This is a genomic window from Labrenzia sp. C1B70 (assembly GCF_000475395.1).
GTDB classification, from domain to species: domain Bacteria; phylum Pseudomonadota; class Alphaproteobacteria; order Rhizobiales; family Stappiaceae; genus Roseibium; species Roseibium algicola.
In genome coordinates this window covers 112,561-133,236 of the sequence record NZ_AXCE01000002.1, presented here as the reverse complement: position 1 = coordinate 133,236, position 20,676 = coordinate 112,561, and the positions used below count along the sequence as shown (strand labels likewise).

The 20,676-nt window shown below is 58.4% G+C and carries 19 protein-coding genes; 11 read left to right on the top strand and 8 right to left on the bottom strand.

Annotated elements, in window-relative coordinates:
- Positions 1-61: 61 nt before the first annotated feature.
- Genes Q666_RS35320 through gmd form a run of 3 tightly spaced genes read right to left on the bottom strand, consistent with a single transcriptional unit; the run spans position 62 to position 3,226 of the window.
- Entirely contained in the window at positions 62-1,231 is a 1,170-nt protein-coding gene (locus Q666_RS35320) for a DegT/DnrJ/EryC1/StrS family aminotransferase (RefSeq protein WP_022999223.1), read from the bottom strand.
- Between the two features lies 1 nt (position 1,232).
- Positions 1,233-2,156 carry a GDP-L-fucose synthase gene (locus Q666_RS35315; protein WP_031268738.1) on the bottom strand — a complete coding sequence of 308 codons (924 nt, stop codon included), beginning with the start codon at positions 2,154-2,156 and terminating at the stop codon, positions 1,233-1,235.
- 29 nt (positions 2,157-2,185) lie between these two features.
- Positions 2,186-3,226 (bottom strand): GDP-mannose 4,6-dehydratase, encoded by a 1,041-nt coding sequence (gene gmd / locus Q666_RS35310; protein WP_022999225.1) that lies wholly within the window; start codon positions 3,224-3,226, stop codon positions 2,186-2,188.
- 57 nt (positions 3,227-3,283) lie between these two features.
- Here gmd and Q666_RS35305 point away from each other — a divergent pair, with 57 nt between their 5' ends.
- Entirely contained in the window at positions 3,284-3,586 is a 303-nt protein-coding gene (locus Q666_RS35305; RefSeq protein ID WP_022999226.1) for a hypothetical protein, read from the top strand.
- A gap of 37 nt (positions 3,587-3,623) precedes the next feature.
- Positions 3,624-4,367: a hypothetical protein gene (locus tag Q666_RS35300; protein ID WP_022999227.1), complete on the top strand. Its 744-nt coding sequence runs from the start codon at positions 3,624-3,626 to the stop codon at positions 4,365-4,367.
- A 39-nt stretch (positions 4,368-4,406) separates the two neighbouring features.
- Here Q666_RS35300 and Q666_RS35295 read toward each other — a convergent pair whose 3' ends face one another.
- The 3 genes from Q666_RS35295 to gcvA form a co-directional block, all read right to left on the bottom strand.
- Positions 4,407-5,141 (bottom strand): hypothetical protein, encoded by a 735-nt coding sequence (locus Q666_RS35295; protein WP_022999228.1) that lies wholly within the window; start codon positions 5,139-5,141, stop codon positions 4,407-4,409.
- A gap of 97 nt (positions 5,142-5,238) precedes the next feature.
- Positions 5,239-6,147, bottom strand: coding sequence for a lipid kinase YegS (gene yegS / locus Q666_RS35290; protein WP_022999229.1), 909 nt, complete (start codon positions 6,145-6,147; stop codon positions 5,239-5,241).
- 266 nt (positions 6,148-6,413) lie between these two features.
- On the bottom strand, positions 6,414-7,337 hold the full coding sequence (gene gcvA / locus Q666_RS35285; protein ID WP_022999230.1) for a transcriptional regulator GcvA: 924 nt from the start codon (positions 7,335-7,337) through the stop codon (positions 6,414-6,416).
- Between the two features lie 157 nt (positions 7,338-7,494).
- On the opposite strand from gcvA, the gene Q666_RS35280 reads away from it, so the two are divergent.
- Together Q666_RS35280 and Q666_RS35275 are read left to right on the top strand one after the other, a co-directional pair.
- Positions 7,495-8,712 carry an acyl-CoA dehydrogenase gene (locus Q666_RS35280; protein ID WP_022999231.1) on the top strand — a complete coding sequence of 406 codons (1,218 nt, stop codon included), beginning with the start codon at positions 7,495-7,497 and terminating at the stop codon, positions 8,710-8,712.
- Positions 8,713-8,833: 121 nt separating this feature from the next.
- Positions 8,834-10,015 carry an FAD-binding oxidoreductase gene (locus tag Q666_RS35275; RefSeq protein ID WP_022999232.1) on the top strand — a complete coding sequence of 394 codons (1,182 nt, stop codon included), beginning with the start codon at positions 8,834-8,836 and terminating at the stop codon, positions 10,013-10,015.
- Positions 10,016-10,026: 11 nt separating this feature from the next.
- Here Q666_RS35275 and Q666_RS35270 read toward each other — a convergent pair whose 3' ends face one another.
- Positions 10,027-11,115 (bottom strand): N-formylglutamate amidohydrolase, encoded by a 1,089-nt coding sequence (locus Q666_RS35270; protein ID WP_022999233.1) that lies wholly within the window; start codon positions 11,113-11,115, stop codon positions 10,027-10,029.
- Positions 11,116-11,503: 388 nt separating this feature from the next.
- Between Q666_RS35270 and Q666_RS35265 the strand changes: the two genes are divergently transcribed.
- Positions 11,504-12,682, top strand: coding sequence for an aminotransferase class V-fold PLP-dependent enzyme (locus Q666_RS35265; RefSeq protein WP_031268739.1), 1,179 nt, complete (start codon positions 11,504-11,506; stop codon positions 12,680-12,682).
- 255 nt (positions 12,683-12,937) lie between these two features.
- Here the strand turns inward: Q666_RS35265 and pap are convergent, their stop codons facing one another.
- Positions 12,938-14,404 carry a polyphosphate:AMP phosphotransferase gene (gene pap / locus Q666_RS35260; RefSeq protein WP_022999235.1) on the bottom strand — a complete coding sequence of 489 codons (1,467 nt, stop codon included), beginning with the start codon at positions 14,402-14,404 and terminating at the stop codon, positions 12,938-12,940.
- Between pap and Q666_RS65825 the strand changes: the two genes are divergently transcribed.
- The 6 genes from Q666_RS65825 to Q666_RS35235 all read left to right on the top strand — a co-directional run bounded on the left by Q666_RS65825 (position 14,403) and on the right by Q666_RS35235 (position 20,625).
- Positions 14,403-14,588 (top strand): hypothetical protein, encoded by a 186-nt coding sequence (locus Q666_RS65825; RefSeq protein WP_152533245.1) that lies wholly within the window; start codon positions 14,403-14,405, stop codon positions 14,586-14,588. The two genes, pap and Q666_RS65825, sit on opposite strands and share 2 nt — an antisense overlap.
- Before the next feature lie 37 nt (positions 14,589-14,625).
- Entirely contained in the window at positions 14,626-16,701 is a 2,076-nt protein-coding gene (locus Q666_RS35255) for a bifunctional DedA family/phosphatase PAP2 family protein (protein WP_022999236.1), read from the top strand.
- A gap of 329 nt (positions 16,702-17,030) precedes the next feature.
- Positions 17,031-17,459, top strand: a complete 429-nt coding sequence (locus Q666_RS35250) for a YeeE/YedE family protein (protein ID WP_031268741.1) — start codon at positions 17,031-17,033, stop codon at positions 17,457-17,459.
- A 4-nt stretch (positions 17,460-17,463) separates the two neighbouring features.
- Complete coding sequence (locus tag Q666_RS35245; protein WP_022999238.1) at positions 17,464-17,898, top strand: DUF6691 family protein; 435 nt, start codon at positions 17,464-17,466, stop codon at positions 17,896-17,898.
- 36 nt (positions 17,899-17,934) lie between these two features.
- Positions 17,935-18,828, top strand: a complete 894-nt coding sequence (locus Q666_RS35240) for an MBL fold metallo-hydrolase (protein WP_022999239.1) — start codon at positions 17,935-17,937, stop codon at positions 18,826-18,828.
- A gap of 126 nt (positions 18,829-18,954) precedes the next feature.
- The gene (locus tag Q666_RS35235) at positions 18,955-20,625 is read left to right on the top strand and encodes a bifunctional protein tyrosine phosphatase family protein/NAD(P)/FAD-dependent oxidoreductase (protein WP_022999240.1); all 1,671 of its coding nucleotides are present in this window, start codon (positions 18,955-18,957) and stop codon (positions 20,623-20,625) included.
- Positions 20,626-20,676: the final 51 nt, after the last annotated feature.

The window sequence follows — 20,676 nt, the reverse complement described above, 5'->3', positions numbered from 1 at the left end:
TAATACATGCTATATACATCCCCCTAAAAAATTGAATGCTTTTACTTATTGAAAAATTCTTCTATTTGTTTATTTGTTTTAAAATCAATTCCAGTAGATTCAACTCCTCATTCATCGGATAATGATGATTTCCGATAAAGAAACCATGGCGGTCTAGTTCGGTTGCATTTTTGAGCTCGCCATAAATTGAATAGTCAAACCACTTCATCGTTTGGTTTTTTGTAAAATTACCGGCGACGATAGGGCGTACTTCGATACCTGACTTGTTCATTGCAGCAATGATCTGCCCTCGATCATAGCCCATGTCTGATCTGACGGTGAATGCGAACCCAAACCAGCTGCTCTGGCCAATTTCCCGTTGAATTCTCAGGAATGGGTACTTTTCCATCAAATCACGAAACTTTTCAGCATTCCTCCGACGCTCAAGCACCATGTCTGGAAGCTTCTTAAGTTGTTCAAGCCCTATTGCGCCACTCATCTCCAGAGGGCGTACATTGTAACCAGGTAAAATGAACCGGAACGATTCCTCGAAAGGATTATCGCTCATTGGAGCGACATGATTTTCTTTTGGTAAGTTTCGCGTCCAACCGTGTGCACGAAGGCAAAGAAGAATATGATATAGTTCTTCGTCGTCGGTAGTGATCAAGCCACCTTCCATTGTGGAGATGTGATGGCTGAAGAACGAACTGTAACTTCCCATGAGTCCGAACGTACCAGCTTGTTTGCCATCAAAAAGTGCACCTAAAGACTCGCAGTTGTCTTCTAGTAGCAAGATGTCCCTGCCTTCGACAATTTTGTTTATAGCTGTGAAGTCATTGGGATTTCCGAGTAGATTTACAACCATGATGACTTTAGTTGCGGGCGTGATTGCCCCTTCCAACTGTTCCAGGTCGTAATTCAGAGTTTCAGCGTCGACGTCAACGAACCTAAGTTTCAGCCCATACTGATAAAGGGGATAGTAGGTGGTACTCCAGGACACTGCGGGGACAATTACTTCCGTGCCCGGCAGAATGGGTGCGTTCGACCTATATCGCAACGCCGCAACCATGAGCAAATTTGCAGAAGAGCCGGAATTGACCATGACTGCATGATTGCTGCCTACAAATCTTGCAAATTCCTGTTCAAACTCAGCGACTTTTTTCCCCATTGTGAAAATGCCGGACTCAATTACTCGCTGAAGCGCCTCATATTCACGCTCGTCCCAGGTTGTACTTGCAAGTGGGTAATTCATTTCATTCTCCAAGGGACAGGAAATATTCGTAGGTCTGGCGAATACCGTCATTCAGGCTCGTCTTGGGCTTCCAGCCCATTTCGGACTGCAGGCTGACATCTAGCAATTTTCGCTTCATGCCTACCGGCTTGGTCAGATCATGCGTAAATTTGCCGGAATAGCCTATAACATTAGATGTTATTTCGTAGTATTCATTAATGGTGAAGTCTTTTCCAACACCAACATTTGCTACATTCGGCAGCTTCTCAAACTTACCCAAGAAGAAAACTACTGCGTCCGCCAAGTCCTCTGCAAACATGAATTCTCTGCGCGCTTCTCCTGTTCCCCAGATCTCAACCGTTTTGTTTTTGGCAACTGTTGCCTGATGAATTTTGCGTATGACAGCAGGGACCAAATGGGAGACAGCAGGATCAAATTTATCGAAGCGTCCGTACAAGTTGCATGGAATTATTGTTTTATATTGAAACTCTGGCGTTTCACGAACGATGTATTCGCAAAGCCTTGCAACGGCACACTTGGCAAGAGCGTAGCCCTCATTGGTGGGTTCCAATGAGGCGCTGAGAACTTGAGCTTCTTTGAGGGGCGTGTCCTGATCCTTGGGATACATACAAGAACTGCCGATATTCAGGAGTTGAGGAACACCTGCAGACCGAGCAGCCGTAATCAAGTTGCTGCCCATATTCCAATTGTCGGTCAAAAAGCGGACTGGGCTCGCGATATTGGCTTGAATTCCGCCAACGACGCCGGCGGCGTGCACAATGATGTCCGGCTTCTCTCGCTTCAGAAAAGCTTCGGTTTGGTAGAAATCCAGAAGATTGAGTTTCGAGCTGTCGGGAGCAATAAATTCAAGGTTGTCGGGTCGCTCATGAGCGAGCAAATTCTTCCCAACCATACCGGAACCGCCGGTCAGCAAAACTCTTGGCATTATAGTCTGAATCCCTGAAGCATTTAAGACTAAGGCTTCATTTCCCGAAGATCGCTTGTAACCATTTCCGAAATGAGATCGCGAACACTTCGATCATGCTTCCAGCCCAGTCTTTCGAATGCTTTCGTGGCATCACCAAGCAGTAGATCGACTTCGGTCGGACGGAAGTACCGAGGGTCGATCTCAACAACAACCTTTCCGGTTGCCGCATCGATCCCTTTTTCATCTACCCCGGAACCTTGCCAATCTAACGCGATATCCACTTCAGAGAATGACCAATTAACAAAATCACGCACCGAGGTAGTCTTGCCCGTCGCCAGAACATAATCATCCGCCTTGTCCTGCTGCAGCATCAGCCACATGCCGCGGACGTAGTCTTTTGCATGCCCCCAATCCCGTTCGGCGTCCAGGTTGCCAAGGTATAGCTTGTCCTGAAGGCCCAACTTGATCGCGGCGGCGGCGCGGGTGATCTTGCGGGTCACGAAGGTTTCGCCGCGGATCGGGCTTTCGTGATTGAAGAGGATGCCGTTGCTGGCGTGCATGCCGTAGGCTTCACGATAGTTGACGACGATCCAATAGGCGTAGAGCTTTGCCGCGGCATAGGGGCTTCTTGGATAGAAAGGAGTGGTTTCCGACTGCGGAACTTCCTGTACCTTGCCGTAGAGCTCAGACGTGGAGGCCTGGTAGAAGCGCGTTTTCTCGCTCAATCCAAGAAGCCGGATGGCCTCAAGCAGGCGCAGGGTACCGAGAGCGTCCGCGTTTCCCGTGTATTCCGGGGTTTCAAAAGATACCTGAACGTGGCTCTGCGCGGCGAGGTTATATACTTCGTCCGGTTGCGTTTCCTGCATGATGCGGATGAGGTTCGTGGAATCCGTCATGTCACCATAGTGCAGGTGCAGCTTCACATCACGGTCGTGCGGGTCCTGATAGAGATGATCGATCCGTCCTGTGTTGAACGACGATGACCGTCTCTTGATGCCGTGAACCGTATAGCCTTTCTCTAGCAGCAGTTCTGCGAGATAGGCGCCGTCCTGGCCAGTGATCCCCGTGATGAGAGCTGTTTTTTGCATCGGACTCTTTTGTCTCAATCCAGTTCCGTGAGAGCTTCTTCAAGAAGCAATGCGGACGTGAGTTTCATTTCTGCGGCGCTGGTGTTTGAGAGAGTTCGCAAACGGTGGGTCATTCGCTGGCGTCCGACCGGCACCTCAATTCGCACCGAAGATTCCGGCGTTATAGTCGGTTCCAAAATCAAAAGAAAGAGAACCCTGACCTCCGAGTGCGTTGAACATGCACTGGCAACAGCAAAAGTCATAATGATATGGCAGCGCGCAGGTCAAAGATCGCTGGCGTTCGAGCTGATGGCTTGGCATAACCGCGACGGCAACGAACCGCCGGACCCATTCAGGCGATTTCAAGCACGGGTGGATTAAAGGTGGTCACTTCCGGCTTCATTTGCAGACAGGTTTGATGACAGACGCAGTGAAAATCGACGTACTCCTCGTTTCGGGGGCAAGGCCTGAGCTGTTGGAGAAAACTCTGGCAAGCTTTTCACAGCGGTTGTTCAGGCATTTCGAGATCGGAACGCTTTACGTCAACATCGATCCCTTTGAAGGCGGGCCTGTGGAGGTTGATGCCTGCGAGGAGATCTGCAAACAGCATTTTGCCAATGTCGTCACCCGCAAGCCTGACAAGCCTCACTTTACAAAAGCAATCCGCTGGCTCTGGCGACAGCCGGTTGCGGACTGGTGCTTCCACCTGGAAGACGACTGGGTGCTGAACCGGGAGGTCCGTCCCGAAGAAGTCAGAAAGGCAATGACACGCAACGTTCGCCAGATCAGCCTGATGACCCGGGAAAAGAACTGGGGCTACCGGTCCTTCTATCATTATGAACCCGGCCGCAGGACATTCCTCGGAATGGATCTTGGCAAGGGTCTCAACAAGAAGCGGCCGATCTTCGGAACCAGCCCTTCCTTCCTGCGCAGCGATTTCGCCGCAAGATGTGCCGAGCTGATGGATGAGACACTCGATCCGGAAAAACAGCTGAACTACATGAACCCAGATCTGAATGCCTTTACCGCACAATTCAGGAACAGGTTCATCGGCGCGCGGCGCGACTATGTGGCGATCGACATCGGCCGGGAACACCGCGATGCACTTGGGATAACCAAGGAAGTTATCGATGGAAACAGCGTCTGGACCCGGACAGGGTAAGGCGCATCTTCAAGCACACAATATACTGTCGCACTTGGGTCAGCTGAAAAAGACGTTCCGTGTTGCCGGCGTATCGAAATCGAAGCCGAACAGTTCGATTTCGGTTTTGTACCAGTCGGCGACGATCCCGATATTCCTGTCGGTGTAGAATTTTCGCTGGTCGGCACGGGCATTGCGGGAGATATTGCGCTGTTCGAGCGTGTCATCTGCCCCAAGATATCTTGCCAGTTCCGGACCCAGTTTTTCCTGACGCAGGATATTGACCGCCACCTGCCCCCTCTCGTCGATCACATAGTCGCTTTGCGGGTACCAGCCGAGCGAGGCGCGGTGCCAAAAGAAATCAACCTTGCCCCACTCGTGGCGCGTCTCCAGAAATTCCTCGAACCCCTTCACCGTCAAATCGAATTCCGCCTCGTGGGATCCGCTTGTCTGCAGGTAGAACTTGAATCTGGAAAACGTCCGTGCCCACGGATTGCGGACAACGGCAAACGGCACCGTGCCGGCACGCACCGAAAGGTCGATATCCCGCAGCCGGGCATGTTCGTAGCCCGGATGAAGCCCGCGATCCTTCATGAAGGTCATCAGCGCGTTTGCATAAGCCTTGCTTTTCAGGCGGCGCCGGTTGGCAAGAACCAGATTGCCTTCCAGCGCCTTGGCATGGCGCACCGACATGCCGCCGTTCTTGGGAATGTGGACGAGCAGGTGTTTTTTCGGCACCAGCCCCAGCCTGGCAGGCGCGAATTTGAGGAAATTCTTGAGCTGGTATTCGTCCATGCTGTCCGTCTCTTGAAAGCCGTGCCCTGCGCCTTCCCGCACCTTGCACGGCTGACGGAAAGACGTCGTTTCAGCCTGCTGCCGGGCGCGGCGACCGTCAGCGCCTGAGGTCGATCTGGTGGTGCCTTATCCCAATCTGCCAGGACTGTCCATTCATCGGCTCGCCGTCCAGATTGAACTGCACGGGCTGCTGGGTCTCGATTTTCAGATTGCGCACCTTGCGCTGGATCGGGCCGCCGTTGATGTCGTCAACGCCGCTGTCCAGCAGCACCGACAAAAGGTCGATGACCTTGCCCGACTGCGGGAAGGGAACGATGGTCAGATCGAGGAAGCCGTCATCAAGCTTGGCATCGGGGCACAGCCGAATGCCGCCGCCAGCGCGGCGGCCATTGCCCACGGCGAGGGCCAGGAACGAGCCCTCCCAGGAGAAATCGTCCGCCTCGATACGGGCTTCGCAGGCCGAAAGTTCCGAAAACCGCTGCAGACCTGTGAAGAGATAGGCAGCCCCGCCAAGAACGCGCTTCAGGTTCGGGTCGGTCTGTGATGTCACCTGTGAACCGAAGCCGCCAGTTGCCATGTTGATGAACACACAGCCGTTGACCTCGCCAATGTCGGTCGGTTTGGCGGATGCGCGCACGGCAAACCGCAGGCAGGAGGTGATGTCCGCCGGATCAAGGCCAATGTGATTGGCAAAGTCATTTGCCGTTCCCAGAGGTAGAACCGCAAATGAAAAGGGAGGCTTTTCCCCTTCGGGCAAATCATGCAGGGCCGCATCCAGAACCTCGTTCAAGGTGCCATCGCCTCCGCCGCTGACAAGCGTGTCGATCCGCTCGCTCTCGTGATCGCGCAGGGCATCGCGAACCAGTCTCTCGACATCGCCGGCCTCATAGGTCACGCGAACGGAGACATTGTGGCCCATGGACCGTACGGCCTCCACCGCACTGCGGACATCGTCGCGGCCGGCGGACTTGCCATTGAGGATCAGGCGCAGATGGTGCTTTTCCAATTACGTCTCCTTGTCCCTGCTGCTTTCCTACACGAGCAGGGAAAATTGCCATCAGGCATGGCAGCAGATCATAACCCGGGGCGGGGCTATGGCAGTTTGAAAGCGGGACTGGTCTCTCCGAATGGTGCCTTTGAGCAAAACGCCGGCAAGGTGCAATCGTTCCGCCGAAAAGTGGGCCATGTGCCCACCAGTTTCAATTTCTGCCGATCACTAAAAAGTCGGGTCCAGGGGAACCGTCGTGGGGACGCCCTGTCTTGACGCCTGTTTCAGCCCGGCAGCATTGTTTCCCGGCGCGTCCGTGCGGTGCGGGCTTCCTCCATCAGCCATTTTCGGAATGCAGACACCACCGGCCGCATCGTCCGGCCCTCCGGATAGACGAAATAATACGCCGTCTGCTGTGACAGGGAGAGGTCGAAAAGCCGGACGAGACGTCCTGAGGCCAGTTCCGCCTCGACGAAAAATCGCGGGATCAGCGCGGCTCCGGCGTGGTGGATCGCAGCCTCGGAGATCATGACGAATTGTTCGAAACGTGCGCCTTGGAAGGCGGCATCTGTTTCCACGCCTGCAAGATCAAACCACTGCCGCCAGGCAAGCGGGCGTGTTGCAAGCTGCAGGCGCGGCACGCGGGCAAGATCGGCAGGTGTGCGGATCTGGTGCCGATCGCGAAAGACGCGTGAGGCAACGGGGATGACTTCCTCGTCGAACAGCCGTTCGGCGATCGCCCCCGCCCAGACCGGGTCGCCGTGGTGAATGGCGCCGTCAAACGGCTCCTCGTCGAAATCGAACGGCTGCAGGCGCACACTCAGATTGAGGCCTGCGTCCGGATACCGGCGCCCAAAATCGGCAATCCGCGGAGCCAGCCAGCGGGTGCCAAAGGTCGGCAGAACCGCAAGGTTGAGGACGTCCGCACTGCCGGCATAGGACATCACCTGCCGCGTGGCCGCGGTCATCTGTTCCAGCGCCCCTCGGATATCGTGAAGGTAGATCCGGCCTGCGTCGGTCAGGACAATGCGCTGGCGAACCCGCCGAAACAGCTCGACGCCCAGCCTGTCTTCCAGCTGGCGAACCTGCTTGGACACTGCGCCCTGCGTCAGGTGCAGTTCCTCCGCGGCGCGGGTAAAGCTCAGATGCCGGGCGGCACATTCGAACGCGATCAGCGTGTCTGCCGGCGGGACGAAGGCGCGCCGCATGGCAAATTCCCCTACTTCATTCCATTTTGTCATGAATGATGGACGAGGTTTCGCTTTTACGCAAACGGATTTGAGGCAAGACTAGAGGAAATAGAATGACCCTGGCCGTCAAGCGGCCGCACATCATTGGCCGGATCACGGCCTGGGAGACACGACCATGAACGCACCCGCGAATGTTAAGTCCTCACCGGCCGGTGGCGGCTCCTTCGACTGGCAGGACCCGTTTCACCTGCGCGAACAGCTGAAGGAAGACGAACAGCTGATCCAGGATACGGCTCGCGCATTTGCCCAGGAAAAGCTGCTGCCGCGCGTCATTGAAGCCTACCGCGAGGAAAAGACCGACCGGGGCATTTTCAACGAAATGGGTGAACTCGGCCTTCTGGGTGTTACCCTGCCGGAGGACTACGGCTGCGCCGGTGCATCCTATGTCGCTTACGGCGTCGTTGCCCGCGAGATCGAGCGTGTCGACAGCGGCTATCGCTCCATGATGAGCGTGCAATCCTCGCTGGTCATGTACCCGATCTATGCCTACGGCTCGGAAGAACAGCGCCAGAAATACCTTCCGAAACTGGCGAGCGGCGAATTTGTCGGCTGCTTCGGCCTCACCGAGCCCGATGCAGGTTCCGATCCGGCCGGCATGCGCACCCGCGCGGAAAAAATCGACGGCGGCTACAAGCTGACCGGCTCGAAGATGTGGATCTCGAACGCTCCGATCGCAGATGTCTTCGTCGTCTGGGCGAAGTCGGAAGCTCATGATGGTGCCATCCGCGGCTTCGTGCTCGACAAGGGCATGAAGGGCCTCACCGCACCGAAGGTCGGCGGCAAGCTTTCCCTGCGCGCCTCCATCACCGGTGAAATTGTCATGGACGGCGTCGAAGTAGGGGAAGATGCCCTGTTGCCGAATGTTTCCGGCCTGAAAGGCCCGTTCGGCTGCCTCAACCGCGCACGCTACGGCATTGCCTGGGGCGCAATGGGCGCTGCAGAAGACTGCTGGACCCGCGCCCGTCAATATGGCCTCGACCGCGAACAGTTCGGCCGCCCGCTGGCACAGACCCAGCTCTTCCAGAAGAAGCTGGCGGACATGCAGACCGAAATCACGCTCGGCCTGCAGGCAGCGCTGCGTGTCGGCCAGCTGTTCGACGCCGGCAAGGTGGCGCCGGAAATGATCTCGCTGATCAAGCGCAACAACTGCGGCAAGGCCCTGGATATCGCCCGCCAGTCTCGTGACATGCACGGCGGCAACGGCATCCAGGAAGAATACCACATCATGCGCCACGCCCAGAACCTGGAAACGGTCAACACCTACGAAGGCACGCATGACATTCATGCGCTGATCCTCGGCCGTGCACAGACCGGCCTGCAGGCGTTCTTCTAAGACCCTGAAGTCATGACATTTGACGCGGGCGGCCAAGCCGCCCGTCTCTCGTTCGGTTCTCTTGAAAAGGGTTTGCGTCAGCAGGCCCGTTGTTTTTCCTGACAGCGCTTGAGGAGGCTCCATGGCGGACCAGACTGCGGATGTCGTCATCGTAGGGGGAGCCGTCATGGGCTCGTCCGTCGCCTGCCACCTGGCCATGCGCGACGATTTTTCCGGACGCATCGTCGTTATCGAGGCGGATCCCGCCTATGAAACCTGCGCTTCCGCGCGTTCGGCAGCGTCCATTCGCCAGCAGTTCTCCAGCGCCATCAACATCGAGATTTCGCTTTACGGCATCCGCTTTCTGCGGGAGATCGGAGCAGCGCTCAACGTGAACGGCGACAGGCCCGCTATCGATCTTCACGAGGGTGGCTACCTGTTCCTGGCAACGCCCGACAAGCTCAATATCCTTCAGGAAAATCACCGCCTGCAGCAGCAGCTCGGCGCGGATATCGCCTTTCTTGACCCGGACGGTCTCAAGGCAAAGTTCCCCTGGCTGGAGGTTTCCGACCTCGCCGCAGGCTGCCATGGCGTTACAGGCGAAGGCTGGTTCGACGGCTATGGCCTGATGCAGGCCTTCCGCAAGAAGGCCCGGTCGCTGGATGTCGACTACATTGCCGCAAAGGCCAGGGTGGCATCCGACGGCAATGGCGGCTGGAGCGTTGAGCTATCGACGGGCGAGAGACTGTCGACACCTGTCGTCGTCAATTGCGCCGGAGCTTCCGGCGGGGCCGAGCTTTGCCGTCAGGCCGGAATGGACGTTCCGATCGTTTCCAAAAAGCGCTGCGTCTTTACCTTTGAATGCAAGGACAAGCTGGAGCGTTTTCCGCTGCTGATCGATCCGAACGGCACCTATGCGCGCCCGGAAGGTACCGGCTATATCTGCGGTTCGGCGCCGCCTGAAGATCGCGATCCGGACTGCCACGATTTCGACGTCGATTATGGCCTTTTCGAAGAACATATCTGGCCGACACTGGCAACGCGCGTTCCCGCTTTCGAGGCAATCCGGCCGGGGGCTGCCTGGGCCGGCTGCTATGACATGAACCTCTTCGACCACAACGCCTTTGTCGGCGCAGTGCAGGGGCTGGACGGGTTCTATCTGGCACTCGGGTTTTCAGGACATGGTCTGCAGCAGTCACCCGCGGTTGGGCGCGGCCTTGCGGAACTGGTCGTGACAGGCGGCTATCAGACGCTGGATCTCTCACCGCTGGCGTTCGACCGGCTGGCTGCCGGAACACCGATTATCGAAAAGAACGTGGTCTGACCGTCTGAAGCTTACTCGGCCACCAGCAAGGGCGTGACGGGTCCGTCCTCGACCTTGCTCGTCTGGGCGCTGGATACCTTGGGCAGGGTCAATGGATTGGCGGGGCTGATCTCCGCCTTTTCCAGTGCCGCGTCAGGCGTTTCTGCCGAAATATCGTCCGGGATTTCTGCCGCGCCTTCCGTCAACGCTTCGGCATTGTCGGTAACCGGGCCAGCGTTGCTGCCGCTGTCTTCAGCGTCCGTCGTCTCCACCAGAGGCTCTTCCACCGGCAAGGGCAGGCTTTCAATCTGGTTCTGACCAGATGAAGCACCGCCCACCGACGTCCAGTCCACCAGCCGCGTCATTGCATCCTGCAGGACGGCCGTCAGACGGGCCATTCGCACCTTGTCCGGCTCGAAAGGCGGTGACTCATGGCGCAGGTAAGAGCGTTGTGCCAGTAGCAACGTCATCGCATGCAGGCCGCGGTCCGGTCGACCGAACGTATGGGTGATGAAACCACCCTGGGTCTGCTCATCGACGCTGACCGTATACCCTTCCCGCCCCTTGAACGAGCCGACCAGCACATTGCGCAGGTCCGGATCACACGACTTTCCGCCCGCCGTGCCGATACTGACCAGCGGCAGTCCATTTTCGGTAACGCCCTTGATGTTCGAACGCATGGACTGGCAATCCAGCACGATCACCTTGCGATGACTTCGCAAAAGCCGGTCGATCTGGCGGCGCAGGGCCTTGTGGAAGGGCGTATAGAAAAGCAGCGTGCGTTGTTCGATCTCGGTCGGGCCAGGCTCTTCGCCTTCCTGATAGATGCGCTTGCCATCCAGCGTGGTGGCGGGACACAAGGCGCGCGTCGGATCCTGCGCAGCGCTGACAGGTGTCTTGGGATCGCGGTCCAGATCGACAACGTAGCGGGAAATGGTGGAGCGCAGCACTGTCGCGCTCAACTCTCCGTGAAAGTCGAACACGCGTTCCAGGCGCCAGGCGAGATCGGCCTGAAGACGGCCCGTGGCGTTCAGTCTTTTTTCGACAGCGTTCGGGATCTCCGTGCCCGAATGGGGCAGGCAGACAATCAGCGGGCTTTGTCCTTCTTCAACCAGGATCATGCTGCAACGCCTAAACGACGAGACCAAACGGCCTCTAACTTGGAGAATTTACTTAACGGAAACAAGACATTTTCTTTACAACCAGAAGACACGTAACCACACCCGCGACAAGGCATGGTCGAATAGATCATTGTTTCCAGCAGCTTGCCAACCCTTATTGCCTGCACCGCTTCCGGGTGAAAGCCGTTTCCGGTCCGAAGCTCTCTTTCCCACACTATTTCGCGGTCGCACAAACCATCGTATCGCGCATGTTAATCCGGCGAGCTGACCAACTGGCGTCTTGACGGATGCCTGCAGGCGGGCAATTTTCACAGCAACACATCTTTCGGCGGCCAAGGCCGTCCCATCCCCTTCCGTTCAGGATCTGCCTTCAAACGAGGACCCGGCCATGACGCTTCGCAATGGCAAAGAATTTCTGATGATTCCAGGACCGACCAATGTGCCGGAGGAAGTCCTGCGGGCCATGCACCGGCCGGCGGTAGACATTTATGAAGGCCCTCTGCTGGAAACGACCGGGTTCTGCCTGCACGGTTTGCAGCGTCTGTTCCGGACCGAAGGCAAGACCTACATCTACGCAGCCAACGGTCATGGAGCCTGGGATGCCGCCCTGTGCAACACGCTGAAGCGTGGCGACAAGGTGCTCGTGCTGGAGTCCGGCCGCTTTGCCCTTGGCTGGGGAGAAGCTGCCAACGTGCTGGACCTCGATATCGAGGTTCTGCCGGGTGCCTGGGACAAGGGGGTCGACCCTGCCCACCTGCAGGAACGGCTGAAACAGGATACCGCCCACGAGATCAAGGCCATCCTGGTGGTTCAGGTCGATACGGCCTCCGGGGTCTGGAATGACATTGCCGCCTTGCGCAAGGCGATCGACGCAGCTTCACACCCTGCCCTGTTCATGGTCGACACCATTGCCTCACTAGGCTGCATGCCGTTCGAGATGGACGCCTGGGGTGTCGATGTGGCGCTGACAGGATCGCAGAAGGGCCTGATGTGCCCGCCAGGCCTCTCCTTTGTTGCCGCCGGCCCGAAAGCCGACAAGGCACATGAAACGGCGGAGCTGCGGACCAACTACACCGACTGGACTTTCCGGCAAGGGCCGGAGCACTACCAGAAATACTGCGGAACCCCGCCCGAGCACCTTCTGTTTGCCTTTCACAAGGCTCTCGATCTCATTTTCGAGGAAGGGCTGGAGAAGACCTGGCACAGGCATGCCCTTCTGGGTGAGGCAACCCGGCGGGCCGTTGCGGTCTGGGCGGAAAAGGGCGCGGTCGACTTCAACATCACCGACGCGCATGCCCGCTCGAACTCCGTCACTGTTGTGCGGTTCAACGAAGGCGACGTAGCGGCGCTAAGGACCTTCACCAAGGAAGTCTGCGGGGTCACCATCGGTGGAACGATCGGCGAATTGTCCGGCAAGGGCATCCGCATTGCCCACATGGGCCACGTCAACGCCGTCATGCTGCTCGGCACGTTGTCATCCATCGAACTCGGCTTCCAGAAACTGGGCATTCCCCATGGGCGGGGCGGAGTGCAGGCGGCGATGGATTACCTGGCTGGGGCTCTCTGAGAACGGTGGCACGCGTCCTGGAAAATGTCGGAATTTTGAGCGCGATCGACCGCCTTCCACACAGGTTCAAATGCCTGGCAATGCTTGCTGCGCGGCATTTTCACCAGTCCCTTCAGCAAAACGGTCCTCATCCTGAGGAAGCGCGCAGCGCTGTCTCGAAGGATGGCAGCATAATCCGGTACAAGCGGCCCATCCTTCGAGACGGACCTGACTGGTCCTCCTCAGGATGAGGGTCGTTTTGAAGTCTTTTTCTTCCTAAAGCTTCTCCTCCAGCCGGTCGCAGATCGTTTTCAGAACCTTGATCCGGGCATGGCGCTTGTCTTCGGAGGAGACCAGCGTCCAGGGGGCGTAGTGGGTTGATGTGCGATCGATCATGTCGCCGGCCGCGATGGCGTATTGGTCCCATTTCAGGCGATTGCGCCAGTCGTCATCCGTGATCTTGTGCTGCTTGTAGGCCGTGTCCTCGCGCGCCTTGAACCTGCGCAGCTGCTCGTCCTCGGAAATCGCGAGCCAGAATTTGCAGACAATGTAGCCAAAGTCCGTGAGTTCCTGCTCGAACTCGTTGATTTCGTTGTAGGCGCGCAGCCAGTCGTCGTGTCCGGCGTAGCCTTCGACACGCTCCACCAGCACGCGTTCGTACCAGGACCGGTCGAAGATGGCGAAATGTCCCTTGGCCGGCACGCGCCGCCAGAAGCGCCACAGATAGGGGCGAGCCTTTTCCTCGTCGGTCGGTGCCGAGATCGGGTGAACCTTGTAGATACGCGGATCGAGCGGACGGATCACCCTGCGGATCGCACCACCCTTGCCGGCGGCATCATTGCCCTGAAACACCAGAACAACACCCGTCTTGGACAGGGACTTCATGTCCGACAGATCGGACAGTTGCTTCTGGTACTTGTCGCGAAGCTCTTCGTATTCCGACTTCTCCAGCTTTTCCGTCAGGTCGATGGTGTCGACCGCCGTTTCGCGCTTCAGCCCGCCGACCACGGGAGGTGCTGCAATCGAATGCGGTTCGCCGTCCTCCAGCTTCAGCTTCATGGCATTGGCAACCGTTTGTGCCAGCGCGGCATCCCGGTACTCGGGATCCTGCGAGGGGATGACAAACCAGGGCGCGTAGCCCTTGCTGGTTTCCAGAATGATCTTTTCGCCGGCCTCACTCGCCTTCTTGTGGTGCTTCAACGCTGCCCAGTCGGCCAGCACATGGCGCGCGGCATGTTTTTTCTCGATGCGCTTCAGCCGTTCTTCCTGTTCCTTCTTGGGCAGGTAGAACCAGAATTTCAGGATCAGCACATCCTCGTTGGCGAGCATTTCCTCAAACCGGCGGATCCGGGTCAGGGCCTTGTCGAACGCGTCCTCGTCGATCTTCTTGTAGATCCAGTCCCGCAGGACGGTCTGATACCAGCTCCCGAACACGATGGCCGTCTCGCCCTTGGGCGGCAGATCGCGCCAGTAGCGCCACAGCGGCGGGCGTAGCCGGGCCTCGTCCATCAATTCGCCATAGGCGTTGCAGACAAGATGGCGCGCATCCATCCAGCCATAGAGCCGGGCAACCGCTTCGCCCTTGCCCGCGCCATCCAGGCCATCAACCAGGATCATCGTCGAGAACGGCTGTTTCTCGACAACGGGCAGCTGGGATGCCAGCAGCGCCTCGCGCAACTGCGGCTCCAGTTTCTTGAAGGTTTTCTTGTCCATGTTCTGCGGCAGGCGGGCGGATTCAAACATGAAGACCTCAAAAGAAAAGACGCACTGGCTGCATCTTGAAACACCCGCACTTAAAAAACCATCTCTTGCTTCAATGTTCCCGAATGGCAGGAGATTCCAATTTTTCGCTATCGGATGGAAGAAGGCGCAACTATATGAAGCGGTAACCGTTTCCTTCACGTCTTTGAAGGCACCCGGCATTTGACAGTTTTTCACTTTTCTCGACCAACACGACCGACCCCGTGACCGAATTTCTTGATCCTGTTCTGACCTTCATCGCGGAAAACCCGTCCCTGGCAGGTCTGATCTGTTTTCTGGCCGCCATGGGCGAAGCGCTGTTCCTGATCGGCCTTTTCGTGCCGACGACGGTGGTGCTGGTTGGCGCCGGAACGCTTGTCGGGCTCGGCAAGCTGGATCCCGTGCCGCTGTTCATCTGGACGACCCTGGGAGCGACCGCAGGCGATGCGATCTCCTACTGGATCGGCTACACCTTCAAGGACAAGATCAAGACCATGTGGCCGCTGAACAAATATGCGGACATTGTGGAAAGCGGCGAGAATTTCTTCAAGAAACACGGCGGCAAGAGCGTCTTCATCGGCCGCTTCGTGCCTGGTGTAAAATCGGTGGTTCCAGGCATCGCCGGCATGGCCGGCATGAATTTCACCCGCTTTTCGGTGGTCAACGTCACCTCCGCCTTCGCCTGGACGATCGTGCATATTGCCCCCGGTATCATTGCAGGTTCTGCACTTGATGCCATCGGCCAGATCAGCGGACGGCTGGCCCTGGTGCTCGGCGCTCTCCTGGTCATCGTCTTCCTGGCGGTGATGCTCGGCCGCTGGCTTATCCTGATTGTCCTGCCGCTGTTTCCCAACACCCATGCGGCCATCGTCAAACGCTTCGCCAGGCGTCAGGACCGGGTATCCCAATGGATTGCGCGCAATTTCGACCCCGCGCATCCACGCTCGGCAGGCATGCTGGCCTCCGCGCTGATCCTGCTGATTTCCTTGCCGGCCTTCTTCTGGATCGTCGGAGAAATCGCCCCCGGCGAACCGATGGTGCGGGCCGACCTTGCCATCCTGAACCTGTTCGACAGCCTGCGCACGCCGGTCGGCGACCGGATCATGGTGTTCGTGACATCGCTCGGCGACGGGATCGTCGTTACCGCCGTCACAGTTGCGGTTGCCGCCTATCTGTTCCTGAGGAAAGCCTGGCGACGCGGCATCGGCTTCGTCATCGCGATGGCCGGCACCGCCATGTTCGTGCCCCTGTTCAAGCTGATGCTGCATCGCTCGCGGCCGATCGAACTTTATGCGGGTGCCGACGCCTACAGTTTCCCCAGTGGCCATGCGACGCTGAACGCGGTGCTCTACGGCATTTGCGCCGTGTTGATCGCCCACGATCTCAGCCGTTGGGCCAAGGCCAGCATTTTCACCATCACCGCGACACTGGTCATTACCATCGGCTTTTCGCGTGTCTACCTTGGCGCCCACTGGATGTCGGACGTCCTGGCCGGACTGTTGTTCGGCATTGGTATGGTTTCGGCCTTCGCCTTCGTGTTCGGCCCGATCCACAACGAGAAGATCGGCCGGACGACACTTGCCGTCATCGTCGTTGCTACACTCGGCATCTTCGGCACCTGGCACCTTTCAGGTACCTATGACAAGGCACTTCAGATCTACGAGCCGCGCACCAACACCGAAGCTCTGACAGCAACGGGCTGGCTTGCAGGCGGTTGGCGGGCATTGCCTGCTGAGCGGATCGAACTGAATGGCGATACCGAGGAACCTCTGGTGATCCAGTACACCGGGTCCCTGGACCGCTTTGCCCAGGCAGCAGAAGCCGATGGCTGGCAGAAACCGCCAAAATGGTCCCTCTCGAGTGCAGGCGGGTTCGTGGAAGGCAAGACACCGCCGGATTCCCTGCCGATCCTGCCCCGAAGCCAGAACGGTCGCCAACCGTCTCTCGTTCTCATCCGCAAGGATCATTCCGCCGACGCAGACAAAAGCGGACGCTGGGTGCTGCGGCTCTGGCCGAGCCGCTATGCCATCCTGCAAGCGGGCAGCCTGCATCCGCTTTACCTCGGCAGCGTGGTACATGAGGATATCCTGCGCCCGATGGGCGAGTTCTCCGGTCCAAAAACGGATATCGAAACTCCGGACCCGACCGATAATCCGGCCCATCTGCTGCCTGGCGCGATAACGCGAAAGCGAGCGGACGGGACGGAAGTCGTGCTCGGCTTCAGCTATGGTCCGGTACCTCCGGCTGCGTCCGGGGTGCCTGCCAAAGATACGCCCGTGGCTGCACCGCAGGCTCAGTAATCTCGCCATCGCAGCAGTTCGGGTCTGGTGCCTGCAACACGTTCCGGACCAGCCCCTTGCGCTGGTTTAGAGACGGTTGATCTGTTGAGCCTCCACACAACGCGGTCCCAAAAATGTCCTAATGGGCCGCCATTCTCTTGTGAGACATATTCGGATCAAGGCTTCGCTTCACGCCGAAAGATGCCGTTATTCCAGCGGGTTAGGCACCAATGGTCGAGTTTGTTTTTCGCGTGTCCGCTCCCCGGTCCCGGAAGCGCGATCGAAAATTACCCCTTGATACTTTTTTCGTATATTCATATATTTGAATATATCGTAATCAAGGGCACATCATGACTGACTTTACACCCCTTATGAGTTTCCTGGGTGGAACGCTGATCGGCGTTGCCACGGTTGCCCTGATGGCCGTGCTCGGGCGCATTGCCGGCATCAACGGCATTGCCAGCGGCTTTCTGACCACGCAGTTCAACCAGGACTGGGCCTGGCGCGCCGCCTTTCTGGCCGGCATGGTCGCCAGCCCGCTGATCATGCTTGGCGTAACCGGGCAGCTGCCGGAAATCACCGTGCCGTCCTCACCGCTGCTGCTGGTGGTCGGCGGTTTTCTGACCGGTATCGGCACGACCTATGGTTCCGGCTGCACGAGCGGCCATGGTGTCTGCGGCATCTCGCGCCTGTCGGCACGGTCCATCGTGGCAACCGTCACGTTCATGGCAACCGCGGGTGTGACCGTCTACCTGACCCGCCACGTCTTTGGAGGATAACGGCATGAAACTTCTTTCCGCTTTTGCCATTGGCCTCCTCTTCGGCTGCGGCATCCTGATCTCGGGCATGGGCGACCCTGCCAAGGTCCTGAACTTCTTCGATGTGGCCGGCACCTGGGACCCGAGCCTTGCCTTCGTGATGGGCGGTGCGCTGCTTGTGACGGCCATCGGCTATCGTCTGGTCTTCCGGATGAACACGCCGCTGCTGGCACAGGGCTTCAACCTGCCTTCGAGAACCGATCTCGACGCCAAACTGATCGGCGGCTCCGCGGTTTTCGGCATCGGCTGGGGCCTGAGCGGTTTCTGTCCGGGTGGTCTCGTTCCGGTGCTGGGTCTGGGCATGGAGCCTATGCTGACCGCCGGTGCTATCGTTGCCGGCATCTTGACCGCAAGATGGATGATCGCCCTCGGCCATCGCCAGCAACCCGCAAAAGCCTGACCCGGCTCGGCCGGCAAAAACAAACGGGAGATTGTTATGAGCAACTCAAACTATCCGGTCGACATGGGTGTCAAACCTGACGTCACACCCTTTTTCGATCCGGCCACCAACACGATCAGCTACGTGGTCAAGGACCCGGCTTCCAACGCCTGCGCCGTTGTCGACAGCGTGATGGATATCGACTACGCCGCTGGCCGCATCACCTATGACCATGCCGATCAGATCATCGCCTATATCCGCGAGAAGGATCTCAAGCTGGAATGGCTGATCGAGACACATGTTCATGCCGATCACCTGTCGGCAGCGCCGTATATCCAGCAGAAACTGGGCGGCAAGCTGGGCATCGGCGACAAGATCACCGTCGTCCAGGAAACCTTCGGCAAGGTGTTCAACGAAGGCACGGAGTTCCAGCGCGACGGCAGCCAGTTCGACCGCCTGTTCCGTGACGGGGACGTCTATCAGATCGGCGAGCTGACCGCCTTTGCCATGTATACGCCCGGCCACACTCCGGCGTGCATGGTGCATGTGATGGGCGATGCCGCCTTTGTCGGCGATACGCTGTTCATGCCCGACGGTGGCTCGGCCCGTGCCGATTTCCCGGGCGGTGATGCGGCAACGCTTTACGACAGCATCCAGAAGGTGCTGGCCCTGCCGGACGACATGCGCCTGTTCATGTGCCACGACTATGGGCCGAACGGCCGCGACATCCAGTGGGAGACCACGGTGGGTGCCGAGAAGGAACACAACATCCACGTCGGTGGCGGCAAGACGAAAGAAGAATTCGTCAAGTTCCGCACGGAACGCGATGCCCAGCTCGACATGCCGAAGCTGATCATCCCCTCGCTGCAGGTAAACATGCGCGCCGGCAAGCTGCCGCCCGCGGATGAAAGCGGCAAGACCTTCCTGAAAGTGCCGGTCAACGGCCTCTGATCGAGGCCATTGAACGGCCCCTCTAGCAGAACCGGAGCAGACGGCTGACCCCCGTGTATCCACGCGGGGAGGCGTCTGCAGAAAATCGGTCGAGACTTCATCGCCGGGAGGAGGCGGACAGGACCCATGAAAGCAATCAATTCCCAGATATCGGTAGCTCCCCAGGTAAAACCCGAGGACATGGCCGACTTTGCACAACAGGGCTTTCGCTCGGTGATCTGCAATCGCCCCGACGGGGAAGGTGCCGACCAGCCCTCGTTCGAGGAAATCGAAGCGGCTGCCGGCAAGCTCGGTATGGAAGCGCGGTATCTGCCCATCGTTGCCGGCAAGGTGGGCGATACGGATGCCGAAGAGTTCGGACGATTGATGGAAAGCCTGCCGAAACCGATCCTGGCCTATTGCCGGACCGGTACGCGCTCGGCAACGCTCTGGTCGTTGTCGCAGGCCGAAAAGCTGCCGCTCTCCGACATCCTCTCCAAAACCAAGGCCGCCGGCTACGACATGGCTGGCGTGGTGCGGCGCATTGCCAACGGCGGCCGCACACCGACCGAAACTGCCGAGGATGCGCGTTTCGACGTCGTCATCGTGGGCGGTGGCGCGGCCGGCATCTCGGTGGCCTCCAGTCTGCTTTCCCGCAAGTCGGACCTGGAAATCGCCATCATCGATCCGGCAGACGTTCACTACTACCAGCCCGGCTGGACGATGGTCGGCGGCGGCATCTTCGAGGCTTCGGACACCGCCAAGACCATGGGCTCCCTCATTCCGAAGGGCGTTCACTGGATCAAGTCGGCTGTCGCCGCCTTCGAACCGAAGGACAATGCCGTCGTTCTGGACGGCTGCCGTGTGGTCAAATACGGACGGCTGGTGGTCTGCCCGGGCCTGAAGCTCGACTGGCACAAGGTCGAAGGCCTTGTCGACACGCTCGGCAAGAACGGCGTGACGTCCAACTATCGATACGACATGGCCCCCTACACCTGGCACCTGGTGCAGACCATGAAGGCTGGACGGGCGCTGTTCACCCAGCCGCCCATGCCGATCAAATGTGCCGGTGCGCCGCAAAAGGCCATGTATCTTTCGGCAGACCACTGGCTTAAGTCCGGCACTCTGGACAAGATCGACATCCAGTTCATGAATGCCGGCGGTGTGCTGTTCGGCGTGAAGGACTATGTGCCTGCGCTAATGGACTACGTGAAGCGATACGATGCCGGCCTGAACTTCTTCCACAATCTGGTTGCCGTCGACGGGCCTGGCAAAAAGGCCGTCTTCGAGGTGAAGGAACCGGAAAAGGATCCACGCCAGGTGGAAGTCGAGTTCGACATGATGCATGTGACGCCGCCGCAGACAGCGCCCGATTTCATCCGCGTCTCGCCGCTGGCGGATGCCGCCGGCTGGGTCGATGTCGACCAGTCCACGCTGCGCCACAAGACCTTCGACAACATCTGGTCGCTCGGCGATGTGATGAACGCACCGAATGCCAAGACGGCCGCGGCCGCGCGCAAACAGGCACCGGTGGTCGCGGAAAACATCGTTTCCGATATCGCAGGGCACAGCGCGACGGCCCAATATGACGGCTACGGCTCCTGCCCGCTCACCGTTGAACGTGGCAAGATCGTCCTGGCCGAGTTCGGCTACGGTGGAACGCTGTTGCCGAGCTTCCCGCGTTGGCTGGTGGACGGGACCAAGCCAACGCGCACCGCATGGCTCCTGAAGGAGCGAATCCTGCCTCCCATTTACTGGCGTGCCATGTTGCGCGGCAAGGAATGGCTGGCCAAGCCGGAAAAAGTATCGGCAGCATAAAAAGTCCGGGAAACGGGCCCATCGTACCAACCTGCAACTCGAGCCGGTTTC

Coding starts and splice junctions, on each gene's coding strand:
- Q666_RS35320 (WP_022999223.1), bottom strand. CDS start 1,231: ATGAATTACCCACTTGCAAGTACAACCTGGGACGAGCGTGAATATGAG.
- Q666_RS35315 (WP_031268738.1), bottom strand. CDS start 2,156: ATGCCAAGAGTTTTGCTGACCGGCGGTTCCGGTATGGTTGGGAAGAAT.
- gmd (WP_022999225.1), bottom strand. CDS start 3,226: ATGCAAAAAACAGCTCTCATCACGGGGATCACTGGCCAGGACGGCGCC.
- Q666_RS35300 (WP_022999227.1), top strand. CDS start 3,624: ATGACAGACGCAGTGAAAATCGACGTACTCCTCGTTTCGGGGGCAAGG.
- Q666_RS35295 (WP_022999228.1), bottom strand. CDS start 5,141: ATGGACGAATACCAGCTCAAGAATTTCCTCAAATTCGCGCCTGCCAGG.
- gcvA (WP_022999230.1), bottom strand. CDS start 7,337: ATGCGGCGCGCCTTCGTCCCGCCGGCAGACACGCTGATCGCGTTCGAA.
- Q666_RS35280 (WP_022999231.1), top strand. CDS start 7,495: ATGAACGCACCCGCGAATGTTAAGTCCTCACCGGCCGGTGGCGGCTCC.
- Q666_RS35275 (WP_022999232.1), top strand. CDS start 8,834: ATGGCGGACCAGACTGCGGATGTCGTCATCGTAGGGGGAGCCGTCATG.
- Q666_RS35270 (WP_022999233.1), bottom strand. CDS start 11,115: ATGATCCTGGTTGAAGAAGGACAAAGCCCGCTGATTGTCTGCCTGCCC.
- Q666_RS35265 (WP_031268739.1), top strand. CDS start 11,504: ATGACGCTTCGCAATGGCAAAGAATTTCTGATGATTCCAGGACCGACC.
- Q666_RS65825 (WP_152533245.1), top strand. CDS start 14,403: ATGAAGACCTCAAAAGAAAAGACGCACTGGCTGCATCTTGAAACACCC.
- pap (WP_022999235.1), bottom strand. CDS start 14,404: ATGTTTGAATCCGCCCGCCTGCCGCAGAACATGGACAAGAAAACCTTC.
- Q666_RS35250 (WP_031268741.1), top strand. CDS start 17,031: ATGACTGACTTTACACCCCTTATGAGTTTCCTGGGTGGAACGCTGATC.
- Q666_RS35245 (WP_022999238.1), top strand. CDS start 17,464: ATGAAACTTCTTTCCGCTTTTGCCATTGGCCTCCTCTTCGGCTGCGGC.
- Q666_RS35240 (WP_022999239.1), top strand. CDS start 17,935: ATGAGCAACTCAAACTATCCGGTCGACATGGGTGTCAAACCTGACGTC.
- Q666_RS35235 (WP_022999240.1), top strand. CDS start 18,955: ATGAAAGCAATCAATTCCCAGATATCGGTAGCTCCCCAGGTAAAACCC.